This is a genomic window from Streptomyces sp. NPDC102514 (genome assembly GCF_055584525.1).
Genome location: NZ_JBVJLW010000010.1, coordinates 55,380 through 73,276, shown reverse-complemented (window position 1 = coordinate 73,276; position 17,897 = coordinate 55,380). Strand labels below are relative to the sequence as shown.

The following is a 17,897-nucleotide window of genomic DNA, read 5'->3' as shown; positions in this document are numbered from 1 at the left end:
GGGGGAGGGTGACGTGGGCCACATATTGCCCGTGCGCCGGGAGTCTGTCTCTCTTCCGGAACCAACGGAGGTTGTGGTCTTTGTGTCAGCCCCGGTCTCCTCCCTTTTCCCGGCCGCGGGCGCGGGCCATGATGGTGCGACCCGGCAGCGGAGCCGTTCAGTGCCGTGTCACCGCCGTGTCAGCGCCGTTCAGCACGAGAGATTGAGTCCGTAGTGGTCGCCGCCTTCCGTCGCCAGACCCTCGCGGGCGAGATGCTGGTGCTCCAGCTCGGCATCGTCGTGGTGGTGCTGCTGGCCGTCGCGGCGGTCTCCCTCAGACAGTCGGAGCTGACCTTCACCCGCGTCGAGGGCCGCCGGGTCATGGCGCTCGCCGAGCAGCTGGCCGCGAACCCGCTGACCCGCAGCCAGCTGGTGCAGCCCGCGCCTCAGCAGGCCCTCGCCCCGCTGGTGAACTCCACACAGACCCAGTCCGGGGTCACCTCGGTGACGGTCGCCGACGCCGAAGGCCGCATCGTCAGCTCCACCGATCCCACGGCGGTCGGTGGCCGGCTCTCCCTCGGCGAGGGGGTCGCCGAGGGGCGCGGCTGGTCCGGCTCGCTGACGCTGGCCGGCAGCCGCGAACTCGTGGCCCAGGTGCCGGTACTCGGCGCGACGCAGGACAACCTCGGACAGCCCCTGGGCACGGTGATGATCGGCGAGGCGGACCCGACGGCCTGGCAGCGGCTGAGTGGGGCGTCCTCGTACCTCCTCGCCTATCTGGGCATCGCCAGCGGACTCGGCCTCATCGGCTCCTGGCTGCTGGCCCGGCGCGTCAAACGGCAGACCCTCGGCCTGGAACCCCGCGAGATCGCCGGCCTCGCCGAGCACCGGGAGGCGATGCTGTACGGGATCGCCGAGGGCGTGATCGCCCTGGATCCGCAGCACCGGCTCACGCTGGCCAACGACATGGCCCGGCGCCTGCTCGCGCTTCCCGTGGACTGCGTGGGCCGCAGTCTCGCCGAACTCGGCATCGAGGGACGGCTGCGGGACGTCCTGGCGGGGGACCGGAAGGGCGCGGCGGGTACGGGGAGCGGGCGCGGCGACCTCGGTGACCACGGCGGTGGTGGTGAACGTGACGAGGTCGTCGTCCTGCACGGCCGGGTGCTGGTGATGAACCGGATGACCGTCACCAAGGACGGCCGTCCGCTCGGCTCGGTCACCACGTTGCGGGACCGTACCGAACTGGCCCGGCTGGAAAGGGAGATCGGCTCCTTCCGCAGCTCCTCGGAGCTGCTGCGCGCGCAGGCCCACGAGTTCGCCAACCAGCTGCACACCATCTCGGGGCTGATCCAGATCGGTGAACAGGACGAAGTCGTGCGCTACATACGGGGGTTGAACCAGCGCCGCCAGTCGCTGGACGTCACCCTCAGCCGCCGTGTCCGTGACACCGCGGTCGCCGCCCTGCTGATGGCGAAGGCCTCCCTGGCCGCCGAACGGAAGGTCAGCCTGCGGATCTCGGACGCGACCGCACTCGACCGGCTCACCCCGGAGGACGCCGCCGATGTGGCGACGGTGGTCGGCAACCTCGTCGACAACGCCGTGGACGCCGCGTCCGTCGCGGCCACGGGCCGTGCCCCCCACGGCCGTGAGGCACCGGACGGCCACGAGGCACTCGACGGCCATGAGGCATGGGTCGAGGTCGAACTGCGGCAGGATGCCTCCAGTGTGGAGATCGTGGTCCGCGACTCGGGTCCCGGCGTCGCTCCCGAACTCGCCCGCGAGGTGTTCTCGCACGGCTTCACCACCAAGGCCGCACAGGAGGGAGAGCGCGGGATCGGCCTGGCGCTGACCCGGCTGGTCTGCGAGCGTCACGGCGGAGAGATCTCGGTGACCAACACCCCCGACGGGGCGATGTTCACCGCACGCATGACCGTCAGCCACCTCACCGACGCGGTGGCGGAAGGAGCGACACGATGAACGGGGCGCCCGGAGGGGCAGATACGACCGCGACGGCCGACTCGACCGACACGGCTGACACGGCCGGCTCGGCTGACACGGCCGAGAGAGCCGACAGGTCCGACCGGTCAGACAGATCCGACAGATCCGACTCGATCGACGTACTCGTGGTCGACGACGACTTCATGGTGGCCCGGGTGCACCGCGCCTTCGTCGACCGCGTCGAACCGTTCCGGGTCGTGGGGGTCGCCAGCACCGGCGAACAGGCCGCCCGCGCGGTCGACGAACTGCACCCCGACCTCGTCCTGCTCGACCTGTACCTGCCGGACGTCTTCGGGCTCGACGTGATCCCCCGGCTGCGTACCGCGGGACACGACTGCGACGTCATGGTCATCAGCGCGGCACGCGAGACCGACGCGGTCCGTGGCGCCGTCCGGCACGGCGTGGTCGACTACCTGCTCAAACCCTTCGAGTTCGACGACCTGCGGGCCCGCCTTGAGCGGTACGCGGTCCAGCGCGGCCGGGTGCTCGCCACCGTCGTGCACGGCCAGGCCGACGTCGACCGGGTGCTGGCCGGAGCGGCCGCGCCCGCCTCGCCGCCCGCCACCCTGCCCAAGGGCTTGAGCGTGGAGACGGCCGCGCTGATCGAACGCACCCTGAGAACCGCGCAGAACACCCTGTCCGCCGCCGAGTGCGCGACCCTGGCCGGCATCTCCCGCGTCAGCGCCCGCCGCTACCTGGAGCACTTCCACTCCATCGGCAACGCCGAGGTGACCCTGCGCTACGGAGCAGCGGGCCGCCCCGAACGCCGCTACCGCTTCCGCGACCACGGACGGACAGCCCGCCGGCCGGACCGACGACCGGACGCACGGCCGGGCGACGAGGCGCGAACCTAGGTCCACTTCGTGGGTGTCATGGCACGACATCGCCCAGGACCGTCTCGGGGTGCTCGACACCCGCGAGACGGGCGAAGCCGAGGGCGTACGCGCGCAGCCGGGGATGCCGGGCGGACAGGAAGGGACGCAGCTCCCTGTCGAGCAGGGGCACCGCCAGGTACTCCACCGTGTGCCCACCCGCCCTCGCCTTCGAGGGACGGCCCACCTTGAGTGTTTCCGACAGGCCTGTGACGGCCCCGATGACGACGGTCCCGATGACGATCGCGACCGCCACCCGTGCGATGCGCGATGACGGCGCGTGACCCGTCCCGCCGCCGTCCGCCCTATCGGCGTGCGCTGTCATCCTCCAGGGCCACGGCCAGCACGAGCGCGGCACTCGCCGCGCAGGCGATCCTGCCGTCCCGGACCGCCGACAGGGCCTCATCCAGCGGGATGTGATGGATCCTCAGGTCTGTTTCGAAGGGGTCCGGGGTGGCTGTTCCCGGCGTGAGCCTTGTCGCCCGCCACAGATGGACCCGGGCGGGCGTCAGCGCGGGCAGGGGCTGCGGCGCACCCCGTTTCGACCAGTCGCCGCCGAAGTAGCCGGTCTCCTCGGCGAGTTCCCGGCGGGCGGCCGTACCGCTGTCCTCGTCGTCGGGTTCGACGGACCCGCCCGGAAGCTGCCACATCGGCCCGCTGAGGTAGTGGTACTGCTCGACCACCAGGAGACATCCGTCCACCAGCGCGGCCACCCGCACCTGGTCCGCCACGTCCACCCAGTCGTAGTGCCCCGCCAGTCCGTCCGGCAGCGTGACCTCGTCCCGGTACGCGGTCAGATGCGAGGCGGCGTGCAAGCGCGTGCGGCTGTGCCGTAGCCAGGGTCCTCGGTGTTCGCCGTCGTCCATGGCCGATGCCCGCCCCTTCGTGCCGTCTTCAACTTTCCGTCTTCATCGTTCCGTCGTCCGGTGATGTCATCCTCCCCTGGCTGTCACACCCTGACGACCCCGACGCCCGCCTCCTCGAAGCGGTCCACCGTTTCCTGGTCCACCGCCGCGTCCGTGACCAGTGTGTCCACCGAGGCCGCCGGGCAGATGCGGGCGAAGGCCCGCTGGCCCAGTTTGCTGGAGTCGGCGGCGACGATCACCCGCTCGGCGCGCTCGCACAGCAGGCGGTTGATCGCGGCCTCCGCCTCGTCGGTCGCCGCGGCGCCGTGGGTGACGTCGAAGGCGACCACGCCGAGCACGGCCACGTCGAGGGAGATCTGACCGAGGACGCCGTCGGCGAGCGGGCCGACCAGCTCGTACGACTGCGGTCGGGCGACGCCACCGGTCAGCACGATCTTGAACTGGGGGCGTACGACCAGTTCGCCGGCGATGTTGAGGGCGTTCGTGACGACGGTCAGGGCCGGGGAACCGGTGGCGAGGTCGCTGTGCACGGCCAGGGCGCGCGCCACCTCCGTGGTGGTCGTGCCCCCTGTCAGGCCCACCACCTCGCCGGGGGCCACGAGATCCGCCACGGCCTTCGCGATGCGCTGCTTCTCCGAGGCGCGGCGGGCGGTCTTGTAGCGAAGCGGCAGCTCGTACGACACCCCGTGCACGACCGCGCCGCCCCGGGTGCGTACGAGCATCTGCTGTTCCGCGAGCTGGTCGAAGTCGCGCCGGATCGTCGCGGCCGACACCGCCAGGTCGGCCGCCGCCTCCTCGACATCGAGCCGGCCGCGCTCGACGAGCAGTTCCAGCAGCGCCTGCCAGCGGGCGTCGCGCGACATCCGCACTCTCCGTCCATCGACCGTCACAGAGATCGTTTCAGTGGCCGTTCCCGACCGTCCTCTGATCTTGCGGCGACTTTAACGCACATCGTTCACCGTGGAATGCTTGATTGTGCTCGAAAGCTCGCTATATCTTGCACGAACAAGCATTTCATCATCGGGAGGCCGCGGCGTGAGCCATGTCGAGAACGAACTGAAGTCCCAGCCCGAGTGCTGGGTGCGGGCCGCCGGGGAGGCCGCGCAGCACACGGCCGTGCTGCCCGCGCCGGGTGAGCGCGTCGCGCTGGTCGGCTGCGGCACCTCGTGGTTCATGGCGCAGGCCGTCGCCGCCCTGCGCGAACAGGCCGGGCAGGGCGAGACCGACGCCTTCGCCGCGTCCGAGTTCCCGTACGGCCGCCCGTACGACCGGGTGGTCGCCCTGACCCGCTCCGGCACCACCACGGAGGTGCTCGACCTGCTCGGCCGGCTGAAGGGGCGCACCCGCACGGTGGCGATCACCGCGGATCCGCGGACTCCCGTGATGGAAGCGGCCGATGACGTCGTCGTACTCGACTACGCCGACGAGGAGTCGGTCGTGCAGACGCGGTTCGCGACCACCGCGCTCACCCTGCTGCGCGCCCATCTCGGCCTGCACACCGACGCCGTGGTCGCCGACGCCCGCACCGCGCTGGCCGAGCCGCTGCCGGAAGGGCTCGTCGACTGCACGCAGTTCACCTTCCTGGGGCGCGGCTGGAGCGTCGGGCTCGCGAACGAGGCCGGGCTGAAGATGCGCGAGGCCTCCCTCGCGTGGACCGAGGCGTACCCGGCGATGGAGTACCGGCACGGCCCGATCAGCGTCACCACCGCAGGCACCGCGACCTGGATGCTGGGCGACGCGCCCGAAGGGCTGGCCCAGCAGGTCCGCGACACCGGGGCGTTGTGGGTGGCGGGCGGCCTCGACCCGCTCGCCGAACTCGTCCGCGCCCAGCGTCTCGCGGTGGCCGTCGCCGCCGCACGAGGACTCGACCCCGACGAGCCCCGCCACCTCACGCGCTCGGTCGTCCTCGGCGAGCCCGCCACCACGCCCGTCACGCCCTGAAGGACCGTCCATGCCCCTCGTAGCAGCCGGTGAGCTGGTCTCCCGGGCGGCAGCCGCGCGAACCGCCGTCGCCGCGTTCAACGTCATCACGCTGGAACACGTCGAGGCCGTCGTCGCCGGCGCCGAGGCGGCGAACGCGCCCGTCATCCTCCAAGTCAGCGAGAACGCGGTGAAGTTCCGCCGCGGACGGCTGCTCCCGCTGGCCCGCGCCGCCGCCGCCACGGCCGAACAGGCCGCCGTACCCGTCGCGTTGCACCTCGACCACGTGCAGAGCGACGAACTGCTCCGGCAGTCGGCGGACGCCGGTTTCGGTTCCGTCATGTACGACGCCGCCCACCTGCCCTATGCCGAGAACCTCGCCGCCACCCGGGCCGCCGCGGACTGGGCGCATGCCCAAGGTCTGTGGATCGAGGCCGAGTTGGGTGAGGTCGGCGGCAAGGCGGGGCAGCCCGCCCTGGACGCCCACGCGGCGGGGGCCCGTACGGACCCGGCCGAGGCCCGCTCCTTCGTCGCCGACGCGGGAGTGGACGCCCTGGCCGTGGCCGTCGGCAGCACGCACGCCATGACCACCCGCACCGCCGCCCTCGACCACGACCTCCTCAAGCGACTCACCGCCGCCCTCGACGTGCCCCTCGTCCTGCACGGCTCGTCCGGTGTCCCGGACACCGAGCTGCGGGCGGCCGTCACCGGTGGCATCGCCAAGGTGAACGTGGGCACCGCCCTGAACATCGCGATGACGGACGCGATCAGGGAGTTCCTGACCGCGCACCCCGAGGCGGTGGACTCACGCAAGTACCTCGTGGTGGCCCGTGAGGCCATGGCGGAGGCGGTGACCCGGATCATCGGCGTACTGGACGCCCGCTGACCTGCCCACCCGCCCGCTCATCCACCAGCCGACCCATCCGCGACGAGTTTCTCGAAGAAGAACTCGTGCTTCAGGAACGACACGTCGTACTCGCCACCCGGGTACGGCGGGATCAACTGGGCCGCCTGGAACAGCCGCCAGCCGTCCCGCAGCGCCTCCACGCCCGACGCGTACGGGGGCTCGTCACTGTCCCCGGTGGTGGGCGACGTGCGGCCCGTACCGTCGTACACCGACCAGCCGACCACCGGGGAGTCCAGCGCCGACGTGCCCAGATAGAGGACCAGCACCTGCTGACGGGCGCTCATACGGCCTCCTCCTGGGGGCGGTTGGAGACACGGGTGACCCAGTGCTCCAGGTCGAAGGACGCGTCGCCCGTGAGTGAGCGCCACAGCAGCACGCGGTTGTACAGCTCCAGCCGGCCGGTGGCGGGCTCGTACCAGTGGAACGTCGTCGAGAGTTCCGCGGCCACCCGGGGGTCGGCGAGGTCGGAGGTGTCCCACAGCCGGCGCTGCCGTACCGCCGGGTTGAAGCGGATCTTGAACATGTACCGCATGCCGTCGCTGTCGTTGCGCCGCCCGCCGTGCCAGAGGCCGTGGTGCAGAAACACCACGGTGCCCGCCGGGCAGACCAGCCGCGACTGGCCGAGCAGGTTCTGGTAGCGGCCGGTGTCCGACTCGTTCGTCCGCCGCAGATGGCTGCCGGGCACGCTCAGGGTGCCGCCCATGTCCAGGGTGACGTCCTGCGGGTAGTACATCAGCTGGACGTCGAAGGCGTCCGTGCGGACGTCGATGATCGCGTCGCCGTGCAGCGGCTGGGCCGACCCCTCGTGGGGCTCGCGGACGTGCACCGCGTGATGGTCGACGAGCGGGCCGGGCCCGACGAGACCGCGCAGCACCCCGGCCACCGCCGGGACATCGAGCAGCCGTCGCACGAAGGAGCCCTCGGGATAGGCGTCCGCCACCGTGCTGCCGTACGGCACATCGGGTACGCCGTGTTCGAGGAAGCCGATCGCCTCGGCGTTCAGCTCCGCCGGGACCACCGCGTCCAGCCGCAGCGAGCCGTGGGCCACGAAACGGGCCATCCGGACCGAGTCCAGCAGAGGAGGGTGTGCGGGGTCTTCCGGGAGGCGCTCGGGATGCGTCATACACCGACCGTACGGAGCCGGGGCCGCCGCGCGCGTTGGTCCGTTTCACCACCGCTGGTAGTTTTTCACCATGCGGGAGACGAGCATCCACCTCGGTGAGCCGCCCGTCGTGGCCAACGCGGGCGTCGGTGTGCACGGGGTCGCGAGCCGCACGGACGTCTTCCGGCTGCCCGAGCTGTGGCAGCTGCACCTGTACCAGTACGAGGCCGAGCTGACCGTCGACGGCACCCCGCACCTCATCCGCCCCGGCCGGGTCAGCCTCGTACCGCCGGGCGCGACCGTCCGCTACCGCTACCAGGGCCGCTCGGAACACCTGTACGTACACCTGCGCATCGCCGCCGCCGGCGAACCGCGGACCATTCCCGTACTGCAGGACGCCGGAGCCGAACTCCCCATGCTGACAGGCCTGTTGCTCCAGGCGGTGGCCTCCGCGCCGGGCGAGCCCGAGCGCACCAGGGCCGAGATCTGGACCGTGCTGTGGCGTATCGCCCAGCTGGCTCCGGCCGCCGAACGGCCCGGCCCGCATCCGGCCGTCACCGCCGCCATGGCGTACATCGAGGGCAACCTCGCCGCCCCGCTCACCGTGCCCACGGTGGCCCGCGCCGCGGGCGTCTCGCACAACCACCTGACCCGGCTCTTCCGCGCCACGACCGGCGCCACCGTGGTCGCGTACATCCGCCGCCGCAGGCTCGACCGCGCCCGGCATCTGCTGCGGGCCTCGACGCTGTCCATCCCCGCGGTCGCCGCGTCGGTCGGCATCCCCGACCTGCAGGCCTTCAACAAGGCCTGCCGACGCGAACTCGGCGGATCACCGCGCGCCCTGCGCGGCGAGACCGCTGCTACTGCTGCGCCTGCTTGACGGCCTTGAGGACCACGAACTTCGCGTCGCTCGCGACCAGTTCGCTGTTGCCGAAGAGCCGCCGCAGCTTCACGTGATAGCCCAGATGGCGATTGCCGACCACCCACAGCTCGCCGCCCGGCCGCAGCGCGCGGCGCGCCCCGACGAACATCCGCCACGCCGTCGCGTCGGTCGTCGCCTGGTGCGAGTGGAAGGGCGGGTTGGTCAGGACCAGGTCCACGCTGTCCTCCGGAACACCGTTCAGACCGTCGTCGACCCGGAACTCCGCCTTGCCGTGCTCGGCCGTGTCGTCGGTGTTCACCCGGTACGTCGCCTCCGCCGAGGCCACCGCCTGGTACGACTCGTCGACGAACAGCACCTCGGACTCCGGCCGCGCCAGTGCCACCGCGGTACCGACGACACCGTTCCCGCAGCCCAGGTCCACGACACGCCCGGCCCCCCGCCCGTACGGCAGGTGCTGCAGGAAGAACCTGGTGCCGATGTCCAGGCGCTCGGCGCAGAAGACGCCCGCCTCGTTGACGACCGTGCGGCCGGAGACGGGACCGACACCGTCGGGCAGCGTGTAACTGAGCGGCCAGGGGTTCGCCGACGGCACGATCCCGGGGTTCGGCGTGCAGAAGATCAGCCGGGCCTTCTTCTCGGCCAGCGACGTCCGCGTCGGTCCGATGATCCGCTCGAACAGCTTGAGCGTCGAGGTGTGGATCTCCTTGACCATGCCGGTGCCGACGACGACCGTCCCCTCGTGCACGGACGGCGCCAGCCGCAGCAGCTGGTCCTCCAGCAGCGCGAGGCTCTTGGGCACGCGCACCAGCAGCACGTCGACACGCTCGGGCACCGCGTCCTGCGTGGTGAGAAGGCGTACGGATCCGTCGTCCGCGCCGTTGCGCGCCAGATTGGCGCGGGTCGCCTCCCGGGTGAGGAACGAGTCGGTGATCTGCACCGGCGCATGCGCCTGGAGGGCCGTACTGAGGGCACCCCAGCGGTCACCGACCACGACGACCGTGCCGTCGAGCGCCTGCCCGCTGTCCGCGAGATGCTTCAGCAGGTACTCGTCGGAGGCGTCCCACGCACGGAGCTGGTCACGGGAGTCCTCGGGGAAGCGCGCCAGCATCAGCTCGGCCGAGGGGGTCGTCATACGGTCGGTCATTGGGTCCAGGCTAACTGAGGCGCAGCTCAGGGACGCCCGGCGGCCACGTGAGGGTACGGCGGGAGTGTGTGCGGACCCTGCGCGAGGATGGGAGCCATGGACGCCGAACTGTTTCCCCGGAGCCGGACGGAGATCGCACCGGGCGCCGTGCACCTGCCCGACTGGCTGCCGCCCGGGCGCCAGAAGGAGCTCCTGGAGGCCTGCCGCGACTGGGCGAGGCCGCCCGCGGGACTGCGCACGGTCCGTACCCCGGGCGGCGGCACGATGACCTCCCGGCAGGTCTGCCTCGGATGGCACTGGTATCCGTACGGGTACGCGTCAACGGTCGTCGACGGGGACGGGGCGCCCGTGAAGAAATTCCCCGCCTGGCTGGGGGAGCTGGGGCACAGGGCGGCGCGGGACGCTCTCGGGAACCGGGCCCCGACCGCTCCCGGGGGCCACGATCCGGCACCAGAGGGCCCGCCACCGGGGAGCCCGCCACCCCCGTACGACTACGACATCGCGCTGATCAATTTCTACGACGCCGACGCCCGCATGGGTATGCACAGTGACAGCGACGAGGAGTCCGGCGCCCCCGTGGTGTCGCTGAGTCTCGGCGACACCTGCGTCTTCCGGTTCGGCAACACCGCGTCGAGAGGCCGCCCCTACACGGACGTGGAACTGCGCAGCGGCGACCTGTTCGTGTTCGGTGGCGCGGCCCGGCTCGCCCACCACGGGGTGCCGCGCGTCCACGCGGGCACCGCGCCGCCCGAGTTGGGACTGACCGGCCGCCTGAACATCACCCTGCGGGTGAGCGGCCTCCGGAGCGCGTGAGGGGCTACTGGCCGGTCACCGGGCCACCGGATCATGGGACACTCGCCCTCATGAGCGGCGATGCGACCCCCGGAGCGGTGGGAGAAGGAAGCACCAGGACACGGCTGGACCGAGGGCGGGGTGCGCTCGGACCCGCGTTGGAACTCGTGCACACGGGACGCGCGCCGACCCGGGCCGTGCTCACCGCCGAACTGGGCGTCACCCGTGCGACGGCGGGCGCGGTCGCCGCGGAGCTGGAGGCGCTCGGCCTGATCCGCGTCGACGCCCGCCCGGGCGCCGCGGCCGGTTCGCAGGGCCGCCCCTCGCACCGGCTCGAACTCGCCGAGGACGGCCCCGTGGCGCTGGCCGCGCAGGTGCACGCCGACGGCTTCCGGGCCGCCCTCGTCGGCCTCGGCGGCCGGCTCGTGGCGACCGCGCCGGGCTGCGAGACCGTGGACGCCGACCCGGCCAAGGTGCTCCGCTCGGTCGTGGAGGCGGGTGCCGAACTGCTCCGGGAGACGGGCCGCCGCTGCGTGGGCGCCGGGGTCGCCGTCCCGTCGGCCGTCGCCGAACCCGAGGGCACCGCGCTCAACCCGCTGCACCTGGCCTGGCCGGCCGGCGCGCCCGTGCGGGAGATCTTCGCGGAGTGCGTCCGCGCGGCCGGCATCACCGGCCCGGCGTTCGCCGCGAACGACGTCAACCTCGCCGCGCTCGCCGAACACCGGCACGGCGCCGGGCGCGGCTCCCGCGATCTGCTGTGCGTGGCGACCGGGCACCGGGGTGTCGGCGGTGCGCTGGTGCTCGACGGGCGGCTGCACACGGGCAGTTCGGGCCTCGCGCTCGAAGTCGGCCACCTCACGGTCAACCCGGAGGGCCGCGCCTGCCACTGCGGCAGCCGGGGCTGCCTGGACGTCGAGGCGGACCCCCTCGCGTTCCTGACGGCGGCCGGCCGCGACCCCGGCCCCGAGGTGTCACTGCTCCAGCAGGCCAACGAGCTGATCCGCGACCACTACGCCGACCCGGGCGTACGCACCGCCGTCGAGGCACTCGTCGACCGGCTGGGCCAGGGCCTCGCGGGCCTGGTCAACATCCTCAACCCGGACCGCATCATCCTCGGAGGCCTGCACCGCACGCTCCTCGACGCCGCCCCGGAGCGGCTGCGGGCCGTCGTGGCCGACCGGAGCCTGTGGGGCCAGAGCGGCGGCGTCCCCATCCTGGCTTGCACGCTGGACCACAACAGCCTGGTGGGCGCCGCCGAGTTGGCGTGGCAGCCGGTGCTGGACGACCCGATCGCGGCCCTGGCACACGCCTGAGCCGATCTGATTGCGCCGTTCCCCCCGCGCCCCTCCCCGAGGGGCGCGGGGGGAACGGCGCGGCCCGCCCCCGCCGTCCCGCGGCCGAACGTCGTCCTCACTGCCGCCCGTGGGTCTACGTCCACCCGACGGCGAACGCCCGCTGCGGATTCGCCGTCAGCATGTGCTCCACCAGCTCATTCCCCAGGGCGAGTTCGAGCCGGGGCCGGACGCGGCGCAGCAGATACGGCATCCCTGGCCCGCCGTTCACCGAGCGGGCCCCAGCCGTGGTCGTGTCCCCGCCGAGAAGCAGCCGGTCGCCGAACCCGGCGTCGGCGAGATCGCGTACGGCCTCGGGCATGCGCCAGTCCGTCGCGTGGTTCGCGCGTGACGGACCGTCAAAAGCCAGATGGGCGCCGGACTCGGCGGCCTGCCGGTGCACCACCGGGTCGGGGGAGCGGTTGAGGTGCCCGAGGATCACACTGGCCGGTGCCACCCCCAACTCCCCGCACAGCAGGTCGAGTACGTCGAGCGCGCCCGTGCCCAGCTCCAGGTGCACCGCGATCGGCGCCCCCGTGGCGTGGTGCGCCTCGGCCGCCGCGGTCATCGTCCAGCGGGCATGCGCGTCGAGCGCGTGGAAACCGCCCGCGACCTTGATGAAACCCGCCCGCACACCGGACGTGGCCAGCCCCTCCGTCAGCTCGGACACGAAGACGTCGGCCAGCCGGCCCCGCAGCCGGTCGAGCACCTCCGGCGCGTAGTGGACGGCCTGGTGCAGTCCCGTGGCGGCCACGACATGCACCCCGGCGGCGCGGGCCAGCAGCGGCAGATCGGCGGCCCGCCGCCCCAGACCGTACGGGGTCCACTGGGCGACACTTCCGCCGCCCGCCGCGCCGAACGCGGTCAGCTCGGCCGTCGCGGCGCCCGAGTCCCGCAACTCCTGCCCCGGAAGGCGGGGACTGCTGAAGAAGAGATGGTCGTGCGCGTTGCACACCCCCAACTCCGCCGGAGGGATGTCGCCGAAGACCGTGCGGACGGTACGGGGTGCCCGGCCCCGGCTCACCACTGCCGTCCCCTGCGCAGCCGGTCACGCCCCGGCGCCGACAGATGCAGCACGCGGTACGTCTCACCCTCGGCCTCGGGCGTGTCGTGGGCCCAGAGGGAGAGGTGCACGACCTCCCAGTGACGCGGGTCGACGGCGGCAGCGGCACCCACGACCCCGTCCAGCGCGGCCAGGCGTCCCGCCTCCAGGACGGCCTCCCGTGCCACCTCGGTGAGCGGCACGCCCTCGGGGACGCTCACCCGCCTGCGTACCGCGACCTCGGGCGCCGTACCGGCGGCGCCCCCGTTCTCGTACGCCAGGCCCGCCCAGTGCTGCACCACGGGGCGCCCGAAGTCGTTCACGAGCCCCTGGAAGCCGGGCCCCCAGAGGAAGGAGTTCATGCCCTCGGGGGTGTCCCACAGGTAGAAGGGCGCGTACTGGTTGACCGGCGAGCCGTCCACGCCCCGCTCCCGCAGCAGGTAGGCCTTCAGCCCGAGTCCGTCCCAGTCGTCGAGCAGATGCCCGACGCGGGCCACCCGGTCCCGGACGATGCCCATGTCGTAGTCCGCGGGCAGGGTGATCTCGTACTGCATGGCGTGCATCGGTGCCTCCCGGCGGCTCAGGCCTTGTTGGGGGTGGGGGAGTTGCCGGCGGCGGGGGAGCGGGGTGCGAGGAGGGACAGCAGCCCGCGGACCCCCGCGTCGAAGGCGGCGGTCGAGCCGGACGCGCGGGCCAGCACATAGCCTCCCTGGACCGTGGCCACGATCGTCGCGGCGATCTCCTCGCCGTCCAGCGCCGGCCCGAACTCGCCCAGCTCCTGGCCCTCCTCGACGATTCCGGCCAGCCGCTCGCGCAGCCAGTCAAGCGTCTCGTCGACGGGCGCGCGCAGTGCGTCGCTCGCGACGACGTCCGGGTCCATGGTCAGCCGCCCGACAGGACAGCCGCGCAGGACCTCGCGCTCGCGCCGCAGATACGCCTCGACCCGCTCGTACGGGGTACCGGGCCCGCCCAGCACCGCTTCGGCGGTGGCGCGCAGTTCCTCCGCGGTGCGCCGGATCGCGGCCAGGGCCAGATCGGGCTTGCCCGTGAAGTGGTGGTACATGCTGCCCTGGCCCGCGCCCGCCCGCTGCAGGATCGCCTTCGGGCTCGTGCCCACATAGCCGCGCTCCCACAGCAGCTCACGGGTGGCTTCGATCAGACGCTCCGGAGTGCTCACACGGACACTGTACATACTAGTAGTTACAGAATCGAGGGGCGGGCGGAGCCGAAGGCGCGAGGAGCAGCTGAAGTCCCCGTTCCTACTCCCACGGAGGTACGCGTACTGCCGCTGGCCGTACGACGACCCGGACCCCCTCCCGGCGCGAGTCTCGAAGCATCACCGGAACACCGGAACGGACGCCGGAACACCGGAGCGTCCGGAACTCCCGAGGAGATGACTTCAGATGCAGACCCTGGCGAACTGGGACGGCGGGCCCGGCCCGTGGATCCTGTTCCTCCCGCTGATCTGGGCGGCCGTCGTGATCGGTGTCGTGACCGTCCTGCGCCGCACGGTGTGGCGCGGCCGTCGCGGCCCGTGGCACGGCCCCGACCGGTCCCGCCCATCCGGCGACTCGCCGATCGCGATGCTGGGCAGGCGCTTCGCCGCCGGCGAGATCGACGAGGACGAGTACTGGCGCCGCCTCTCCGTCCTGGACGAGCAGTTCGGACGGACGGGTGCGGACGAGCGCTCCGGACGCAGGGGCAAGGGCGGTGCGGCATGAACGCGCCCGCCACGGCGCCCGCCACCAAGGGCACACGGACCGCGGCGCGGGTCGCCGGAGCGGTGAAGGTGTACGGCGCCGGGGACACCGCGGTACGGGCCCTGGTCGGGATCGACGTCACCTTTCCCGCCGGACGCTTCACCGCGATCATGGGGCCGTCGGGCTCCGGCAAGTCCACCCTGATGCACTGCGCGGCGGGCCTGGACACCCTGACCTCGGGCGCCGCCTTCATCGGCGACACCGAACTGGGCACGCTCGACGACCGCCGCCTCACGCTGCTGCGGCGCGACCGCATCGGTTTCGTCTTCCAGGCCTTCAACCTGGTGCCGACACTGACGGTCGCGGAGAACATCACGCTGCCCATGGATCTGGCCGGCCGCAGGGGTGACAGCTCGACCGGCGAGTGGATCGACGCCCTCGTGGAGGTCGTCGGGCTGCGCGACCGACTGCGCCACCGGCCCGCCGAGCTCTCCGGCGGCCAGCAGCAACGCGTCGCCGTGGCACGGGCGTTCGCGGGCCGGCCCGATGTCGTCTTCGCCGACGAACCGACCGGCAACCTCGACTCACGCTCCGGCGAGGAGGTCCTCAACCTTCTCGGCCGGGCCGTCCGCCAGATGGACCGCACGGTCGTCATGGTCACGCACGACCCGGTCGCCGCCGCGCACGCCGACGAGGTCGTCTTTCTCGCCGACGGCCGCCTCGTGGACCGCATGGAGTCCCCGACGGCCGACCGGGTCCTGGACCGGCTGAAGGCGTTCGACGGCAAGGGGGCTCCGTCATGAACGCGTCGGTGCGAATCAGCGTCTCCTCGCTGCGTGCCCACAAACGCCGCTTCGCCGGTACCTTCCTGGCCGTCCTGCTCGGTGTCGCCTTCCTGGCGGGCACGCTCGTCATGGGCGACACCCTGCGCGCCTCCTTCGACACGATGTTCGGCGACGCCACCAGCGGCACCGATGCCGTGGTCCGCAGCGCCGACACCATCACCACCCCGGGCGAGAGCCAGGGCGTACGGCAGCCCGTCGGCACCGACCTGGTGGCGGCCGTCGAGAAGACCCCGGGCGTCGCGGCGGCCGCACCCGACATCCAGGGCGCGGGCCAGCTCGTCGGCGCGAACGGCAAACCCGTCGGCGGCCAGGGCCCGCCCACCCTCGCGGGCAACTGGATCGACGACCCCGAACTCAACGCCTACCGGCTGGCCGAGGGCCGCGCCCCGGCGAGGTCCGGCGAGGTCGTCGTCAACCGGGGCGCGGCCGAGAAGGGCGACCTGCGCATCGGCGACACGACGACCCTGCGGACGCCCGATCCCGTCGAGGTGACGATCGTGGGCCTCGCGACCTTCGGCGGCGAGGACGGCATGGCGCAGGTGACCTTCACCGGCATGACGCGCTCCGACGCCGAGAAATACCTGACCGCGAAGCCCGGCGACGCCGCGAGCGTCCTCGTACGGGCCGGACCCGGCATCGGTCAGCGCGAACTCGTCGACGCCCTGACTCCCGTACTGCCCAAGGGTGTTGAGGCGATCACCGGTCAGGAGCTGGCCGAGGAGAACACCGACATGGTCTCCGGCCAGTTCCTGACGCTCTTCACCACGTTCCTGCTGGTGTTCTCCGGTGTGGCGCTGCTGGTCGCGACCTTCTCCATCCACAACACCTTCGCGATCGTGGTAGCCCAACGCACCCGCGAGAACGCCCTGTTGCGTGCCCTCGGCGCCTCCCGCCGCCAGGTCACCGCGTCGACGCTCGTCGAGGCGAGCGTGATCGCCGTGGTCGCGTCCGCAGCCGGTCTCGCGGGTGGCATCGGTATCGCGGCAGGCCTGCAGGCGCTGTTCCCGGCCATCGGATTCCCCTTCCCCGAGGGCGACTTGGTGATCAGCGCCCTGTCCATGGTTCTGCCGCTCGCGGTCGGCGTCGTGGTCTGCCTCGGCTCCGCGCTGCTGCCCGCCGTACGTGCCGGGCGCACCGCACCACTGGCCGCCCTGCGCGAGACGTCCGTCGACCGGTCCGGCGCGTCCCGGACCCGTGCCGTCGTGGGCGCCGGACTCGCCGCGTCGGCCGTCGCCGTCACCCTGACCGGCGTCGTCGTCAGCCCGTCCCTGTGGCTCGCCGGAGCGGGTGCGGTGCTGGCACTCGCCGCCTTCGTGGTCCTCGGCCCGGTCGCCGCGACGTCCGCGGTACGCGTCCTGGGGGCTCCCCTCGACCGGCTGCGCGGTGTCACCGGCGCCCTGGCCGCGCGCAACGCCCTGCGCAGCCCCAGGCGCACCGCAGCCACCGCGAGTGCCCTGATGATCGGTGTCGCCGTGGTGTCACTGTTCACCGTCTTCGGTGCCTCACTGAAGGCGACCATGGACCGGACGGTGTCGCGGTCCTTCGCCGGGGACGTCGTCGTGAGCACCCCGTCGTTCGGCGCGGGCGGCAGCGGACTGAGCCCCGCACTCGCCGCCGCGATCGGCGAACGGCCCGAGGTCGACACGGCCGTCGGGCTGGGCCGAGGGGTGGCCGAAGTCGACGGCAAGGGGCGGGCGTTGACGGTCACGGACCCCGTCGCGCTGGAGCGCACCTTCGACCTCGGCGACATACGGGGCTCGATGCGCGACCTCGGCGCCGACGGCATCGCCGTCACGGAAGAGGAAGCCGACAAGCAGGACCTCAAGGCCGGCGACACCACCCGGCTCGCCTTCACCGACGGCCAGGAGAAGACCTTCACCGTCCGCGCGGTCTACGGCCGCTCCGAGCTGGCCGGCGAGTACGTCATCACCCGCGAGGCCTGGGCCCCGCACCGCACCCAGGACGCCGACACACTCGTCGCCGTGAGCTTCAGGGACGGTGTGGACGCGGCCGAGGGGAAGGCGGCGGTCGAGAAGGTCGCGACGGCGTACGGCAACCCCGAGGTGCAGACCCGTGACGAGTACGCGCGGTCCTCGGCCGGGGCCATCGACATGATGCTGACCCTGGTCTACGCGCTGCTCGCGCTCGCCGTGCTCATCGCGCTGCTCGGCATCGCCAACACGCTGACCCTCGCGGTCCACGAACGCACCCGCGAACTCGGCCTGTTGCGGGCCGTCGGGCAGACCCGCTCGCAGCTGCGTGCCATGGTCCGCTGGGAGTCGGTCCTGGTGGCCGAGTTCGGCACGGCGGGCGGACTGGCGCTCGGCGGCTTCCTCGGCTGGGTGCTGGTCAAGGCGTCCGACGGGTCGTCGGGCAGCGACTTCGCGTTCGCGGTGCCGCCGGTTCAGCTGTGCGTGGTCGCGGGGGTGGGCGTCGCGGCGGGCGCGCTCGCGGGCTTGCGCCCGGCACGACGGGCAGCACGTCTGGACGTGCTGAGGGCGATCGCGGCGGAGTGA

At 72.5% G+C, this 17,897-nt stretch carries 19 protein-coding genes; 10 read left to right on the top strand and 9 right to left on the bottom strand.

What is annotated here, in order from left to right; all coding sequences use genetic code 11:
* Positions 1–213 precede the first annotated feature (213 nt).
* Together ACZ60E_RS25165 and ACZ60E_RS25160 are read left to right on the top strand one after the other, a co-directional pair.
* Positions 214–1,956 (top strand): sensor histidine kinase, encoded by a 1,743-nt coding sequence (locus ACZ60E_RS25165; RefSeq protein ID WP_384798994.1) that lies wholly within the window; start codon positions 214–216, stop codon positions 1,954–1,956.
* 164 nt (positions 1,957–2,120) lie between these two features.
* Entirely contained in the window at positions 2,121–2,831 is a 711-nt protein-coding gene (locus tag ACZ60E_RS25160; protein ID WP_469443539.1) for a response regulator, read from the top strand.
* A gap of 16 nt (positions 2,832–2,847) precedes the next feature.
* Here the strand turns inward: ACZ60E_RS25160 and ACZ60E_RS25155 are convergent, their stop codons facing one another.
* From ACZ60E_RS25155 to ACZ60E_RS25145, 3 genes are all read right to left on the bottom strand, one after another.
* Entirely contained in the window at positions 2,848–3,105 is a 258-nt protein-coding gene (locus tag ACZ60E_RS25155; protein ID WP_469443246.1) for a hypothetical protein, read from the bottom strand.
* 49 nt (positions 3,106–3,154) lie between these two features.
* Positions 3,155–3,715: an NUDIX domain-containing protein gene (locus ACZ60E_RS25150; RefSeq protein WP_469443243.1), complete on the bottom strand. Its 561-nt coding sequence runs from the start codon at positions 3,713–3,715 to the stop codon at positions 3,155–3,157.
* 83 nt (positions 3,716–3,798) lie between these two features.
* Positions 3,799–4,578, bottom strand: a complete 780-nt coding sequence (locus ACZ60E_RS25145) for a DeoR/GlpR family DNA-binding transcription regulator (protein ID WP_453793060.1) — start codon at positions 4,576–4,578, stop codon at positions 3,799–3,801.
* A 172-nt stretch (positions 4,579–4,750) separates the two neighbouring features.
* On the opposite strand from ACZ60E_RS25145, the gene ACZ60E_RS25140 reads away from it, so the two are divergent.
* Together ACZ60E_RS25140 and ACZ60E_RS25135 are read left to right on the top strand one after the other, a co-directional pair.
* On the top strand, positions 4,751–5,656 hold the full coding sequence (locus ACZ60E_RS25140; protein ID WP_469443241.1) for an SIS domain-containing protein: 906 nt from the start codon (positions 4,751–4,753) through the stop codon (positions 5,654–5,656).
* A gap of 10 nt (positions 5,657–5,666) precedes the next feature.
* On the top strand, positions 5,667–6,521 hold the full coding sequence (locus tag ACZ60E_RS25135; protein WP_469443239.1) for a ketose-bisphosphate aldolase: 855 nt from the start codon (positions 5,667–5,669) through the stop codon (positions 6,519–6,521).
* A 17-nt stretch (positions 6,522–6,538) separates the two neighbouring features.
* On the opposite strand, the gene ACZ60E_RS25130 is transcribed toward ACZ60E_RS25135, so the two are convergent.
* Together ACZ60E_RS25130 and ACZ60E_RS25125 are read right to left on the bottom strand one after the other, a co-directional pair.
* Positions 6,539–6,826, bottom strand: a complete 288-nt coding sequence (locus tag ACZ60E_RS25130; protein WP_469443237.1) for a hypothetical protein — start codon at positions 6,824–6,826, stop codon at positions 6,539–6,541.
* On the bottom strand, positions 6,823–7,665 hold the full coding sequence (locus tag ACZ60E_RS25125) for a phytanoyl-CoA dioxygenase family protein (RefSeq protein ID WP_469443235.1): 843 nt from the start codon (positions 7,663–7,665) through the stop codon (positions 6,823–6,825). The genes ACZ60E_RS25130 and ACZ60E_RS25125 overlap by 4 nt, the downstream gene beginning before the upstream one ends.
* Positions 7,666–7,735: 70 nt before the next feature.
* Between ACZ60E_RS25125 and ACZ60E_RS25120 the strand changes: the two genes are divergently transcribed.
* Positions 7,736–8,524, top strand: a complete 789-nt coding sequence (locus tag ACZ60E_RS25120) for an AraC family transcriptional regulator (protein WP_469443233.1) — start codon at positions 7,736–7,738, stop codon at positions 8,522–8,524.
* Here the strand turns inward: ACZ60E_RS25120 and ACZ60E_RS25115 are convergent.
* Positions 8,505–9,671: a methyltransferase gene (locus tag ACZ60E_RS25115; protein ID WP_384798965.1), complete on the bottom strand. Its 1,167-nt coding sequence runs from the start codon at positions 9,669–9,671 to the stop codon at positions 8,505–8,507. The two genes, ACZ60E_RS25120 and ACZ60E_RS25115, sit on opposite strands and share 20 nt — an antisense overlap.
* 96 nt (positions 9,672–9,767) lie before the next feature.
* Between ACZ60E_RS25115 and ACZ60E_RS25110 the strand changes: the two genes are divergently transcribed.
* Positions 9,768–10,484, top strand: a complete 717-nt coding sequence (locus ACZ60E_RS25110) for an alpha-ketoglutarate-dependent dioxygenase AlkB family protein (RefSeq protein ID WP_469443231.1) — start codon at positions 9,768–9,770, stop codon at positions 10,482–10,484.
* A gap of 50 nt (positions 10,485–10,534) precedes the next feature.
* Positions 10,535–11,776, top strand: coding sequence for an ROK family protein (locus tag ACZ60E_RS25105; RefSeq protein ID WP_384798959.1), 1,242 nt, complete (start codon positions 10,535–10,537; stop codon positions 11,774–11,776).
* A 115-nt stretch (positions 11,777–11,891) separates the two neighbouring features.
* Here ACZ60E_RS25105 and ACZ60E_RS25100 read toward each other — a convergent pair whose 3' ends face one another.
* The 3 genes from ACZ60E_RS25100 to ACZ60E_RS25090 are packed head-to-tail and all read right to left on the bottom strand — an operon-like array spanning position 11,892 to position 14,028.
* Positions 11,892–12,818 (bottom strand): phosphotriesterase family protein, encoded by a 927-nt coding sequence (locus ACZ60E_RS25100; RefSeq protein ID WP_469443229.1) that lies wholly within the window; start codon positions 12,816–12,818, stop codon positions 11,892–11,894.
* A complete protein-coding gene (locus tag ACZ60E_RS25095) occupies positions 12,815–13,399 on the bottom strand; it encodes a DUF4865 family protein (RefSeq protein ID WP_469443228.1) in 585 nt (194 codons plus the stop codon). Before ACZ60E_RS25095 ends, ACZ60E_RS25100 begins: the two co-directional genes overlap by 4 nt.
* 17 nt (positions 13,400–13,416) lie before the next feature.
* Positions 13,417–14,028 carry a TetR/AcrR family transcriptional regulator gene (locus ACZ60E_RS25090; protein ID WP_469443226.1) on the bottom strand — a complete coding sequence of 204 codons (612 nt, stop codon included), beginning with the start codon at positions 14,026–14,028 and terminating at the stop codon, positions 13,417–13,419.
* A gap of 211 nt (positions 14,029–14,239) precedes the next feature.
* Here ACZ60E_RS25090 and ACZ60E_RS25085 point away from each other — a divergent pair, with 211 nt between their 5' ends.
* The 3 genes from ACZ60E_RS25085 to ACZ60E_RS25075 are packed head-to-tail and all read left to right on the top strand — an operon-like array spanning position 14,240 to position 17,897.
* Positions 14,240–14,557 (top strand): SHOCT domain-containing protein, encoded by a 318-nt coding sequence (locus tag ACZ60E_RS25085; protein WP_384798947.1) that lies wholly within the window; start codon positions 14,240–14,242, stop codon positions 14,555–14,557.
* Complete coding sequence (locus tag ACZ60E_RS25080; protein ID WP_469443223.1) at positions 14,554–15,339, top strand: ABC transporter ATP-binding protein; 786 nt, start codon at positions 14,554–14,556, stop codon at positions 15,337–15,339. Before ACZ60E_RS25085 ends, ACZ60E_RS25080 begins: the two co-directional genes overlap by 4 nt.
* The gene (locus ACZ60E_RS25075) at positions 15,336–17,897 is read left to right on the top strand and encodes an ABC transporter permease (RefSeq protein ID WP_469443221.1); all 2,562 of its coding nucleotides are present in this window, start codon (positions 15,336–15,338) and stop codon (positions 17,895–17,897) included. The genes ACZ60E_RS25080 and ACZ60E_RS25075 overlap by 4 nt, the downstream gene beginning before the upstream one ends.

What these genes read in the sequence shown, in the direction of transcription:
- ACZ60E_RS25135 (WP_469443239.1), top strand. Translation starts at nt 5,667, where the DNA reads ATGCCCCTCGTAGCAGCCGGTGAGCTGGTCTCCCGGGCGGCAGCCGCG.
- ACZ60E_RS25145 (WP_453793060.1), bottom strand. Translation starts at nt 4,578, where the DNA reads ATGTCGCGCGACGCCCGCTGGCAGGCGCTGCTGGAACTGCTCGTCGAG.
- ACZ60E_RS25110 (WP_469443231.1), top strand. Translation starts at nt 9,768, where the DNA reads ATGGACGCCGAACTGTTTCCCCGGAGCCGGACGGAGATCGCACCGGGC.
- ACZ60E_RS25075 (WP_469443221.1), top strand. Translation starts at nt 15,336, where the DNA reads ATGAACGCGTCGGTGCGAATCAGCGTCTCCTCGCTGCGTGCCCACAAA.
- ACZ60E_RS25150 (WP_469443243.1), bottom strand. Translation starts at nt 3,715, where the DNA reads ATGGACGACGGCGAACACCGAGGACCCTGGCTACGGCACAGCCGCACG.
- ACZ60E_RS25115 (WP_384798965.1), bottom strand. Translation starts at nt 9,671, where the DNA reads ATGACCGACCGTATGACGACCCCCTCGGCCGAGCTGATGCTGGCGCGC.
- ACZ60E_RS25090 (WP_469443226.1), bottom strand. Translation starts at nt 14,028, where the DNA reads ATGTACAGTGTCCGTGTGAGCACTCCGGAGCGTCTGATCGAAGCCACC.
- ACZ60E_RS25085 (WP_384798947.1), top strand. Translation starts at nt 14,240, where the DNA reads ATGCAGACCCTGGCGAACTGGGACGGCGGGCCCGGCCCGTGGATCCTG.
- ACZ60E_RS25105 (WP_384798959.1), top strand. Translation starts at nt 10,535, where the DNA reads ATGAGCGGCGATGCGACCCCCGGAGCGGTGGGAGAAGGAAGCACCAGG.
- ACZ60E_RS25130 (WP_469443237.1), bottom strand. Translation starts at nt 6,826, where the DNA reads ATGAGCGCCCGTCAGCAGGTGCTGGTCCTCTATCTGGGCACGTCGGCG.
- ACZ60E_RS25095 (WP_469443228.1), bottom strand. Translation starts at nt 13,399, where the DNA reads ATGCACGCCATGCAGTACGAGATCACCCTGCCCGCGGACTACGACATG.
- ACZ60E_RS25120 (WP_469443233.1), top strand. Translation starts at nt 7,736, where the DNA reads ATGCGGGAGACGAGCATCCACCTCGGTGAGCCGCCCGTCGTGGCCAAC.
- ACZ60E_RS25160 (WP_469443539.1), top strand. Translation starts at nt 2,121, where the DNA reads ATGGTGGCCCGGGTGCACCGCGCCTTCGTCGACCGCGTCGAACCGTTC.
- ACZ60E_RS25080 (WP_469443223.1), top strand. Translation starts at nt 14,554, where the DNA reads ATGAACGCGCCCGCCACGGCGCCCGCCACCAAGGGCACACGGACCGCG.
- ACZ60E_RS25125 (WP_469443235.1), bottom strand. Translation starts at nt 7,665, where the DNA reads ATGACGCATCCCGAGCGCCTCCCGGAAGACCCCGCACACCCTCCTCTG.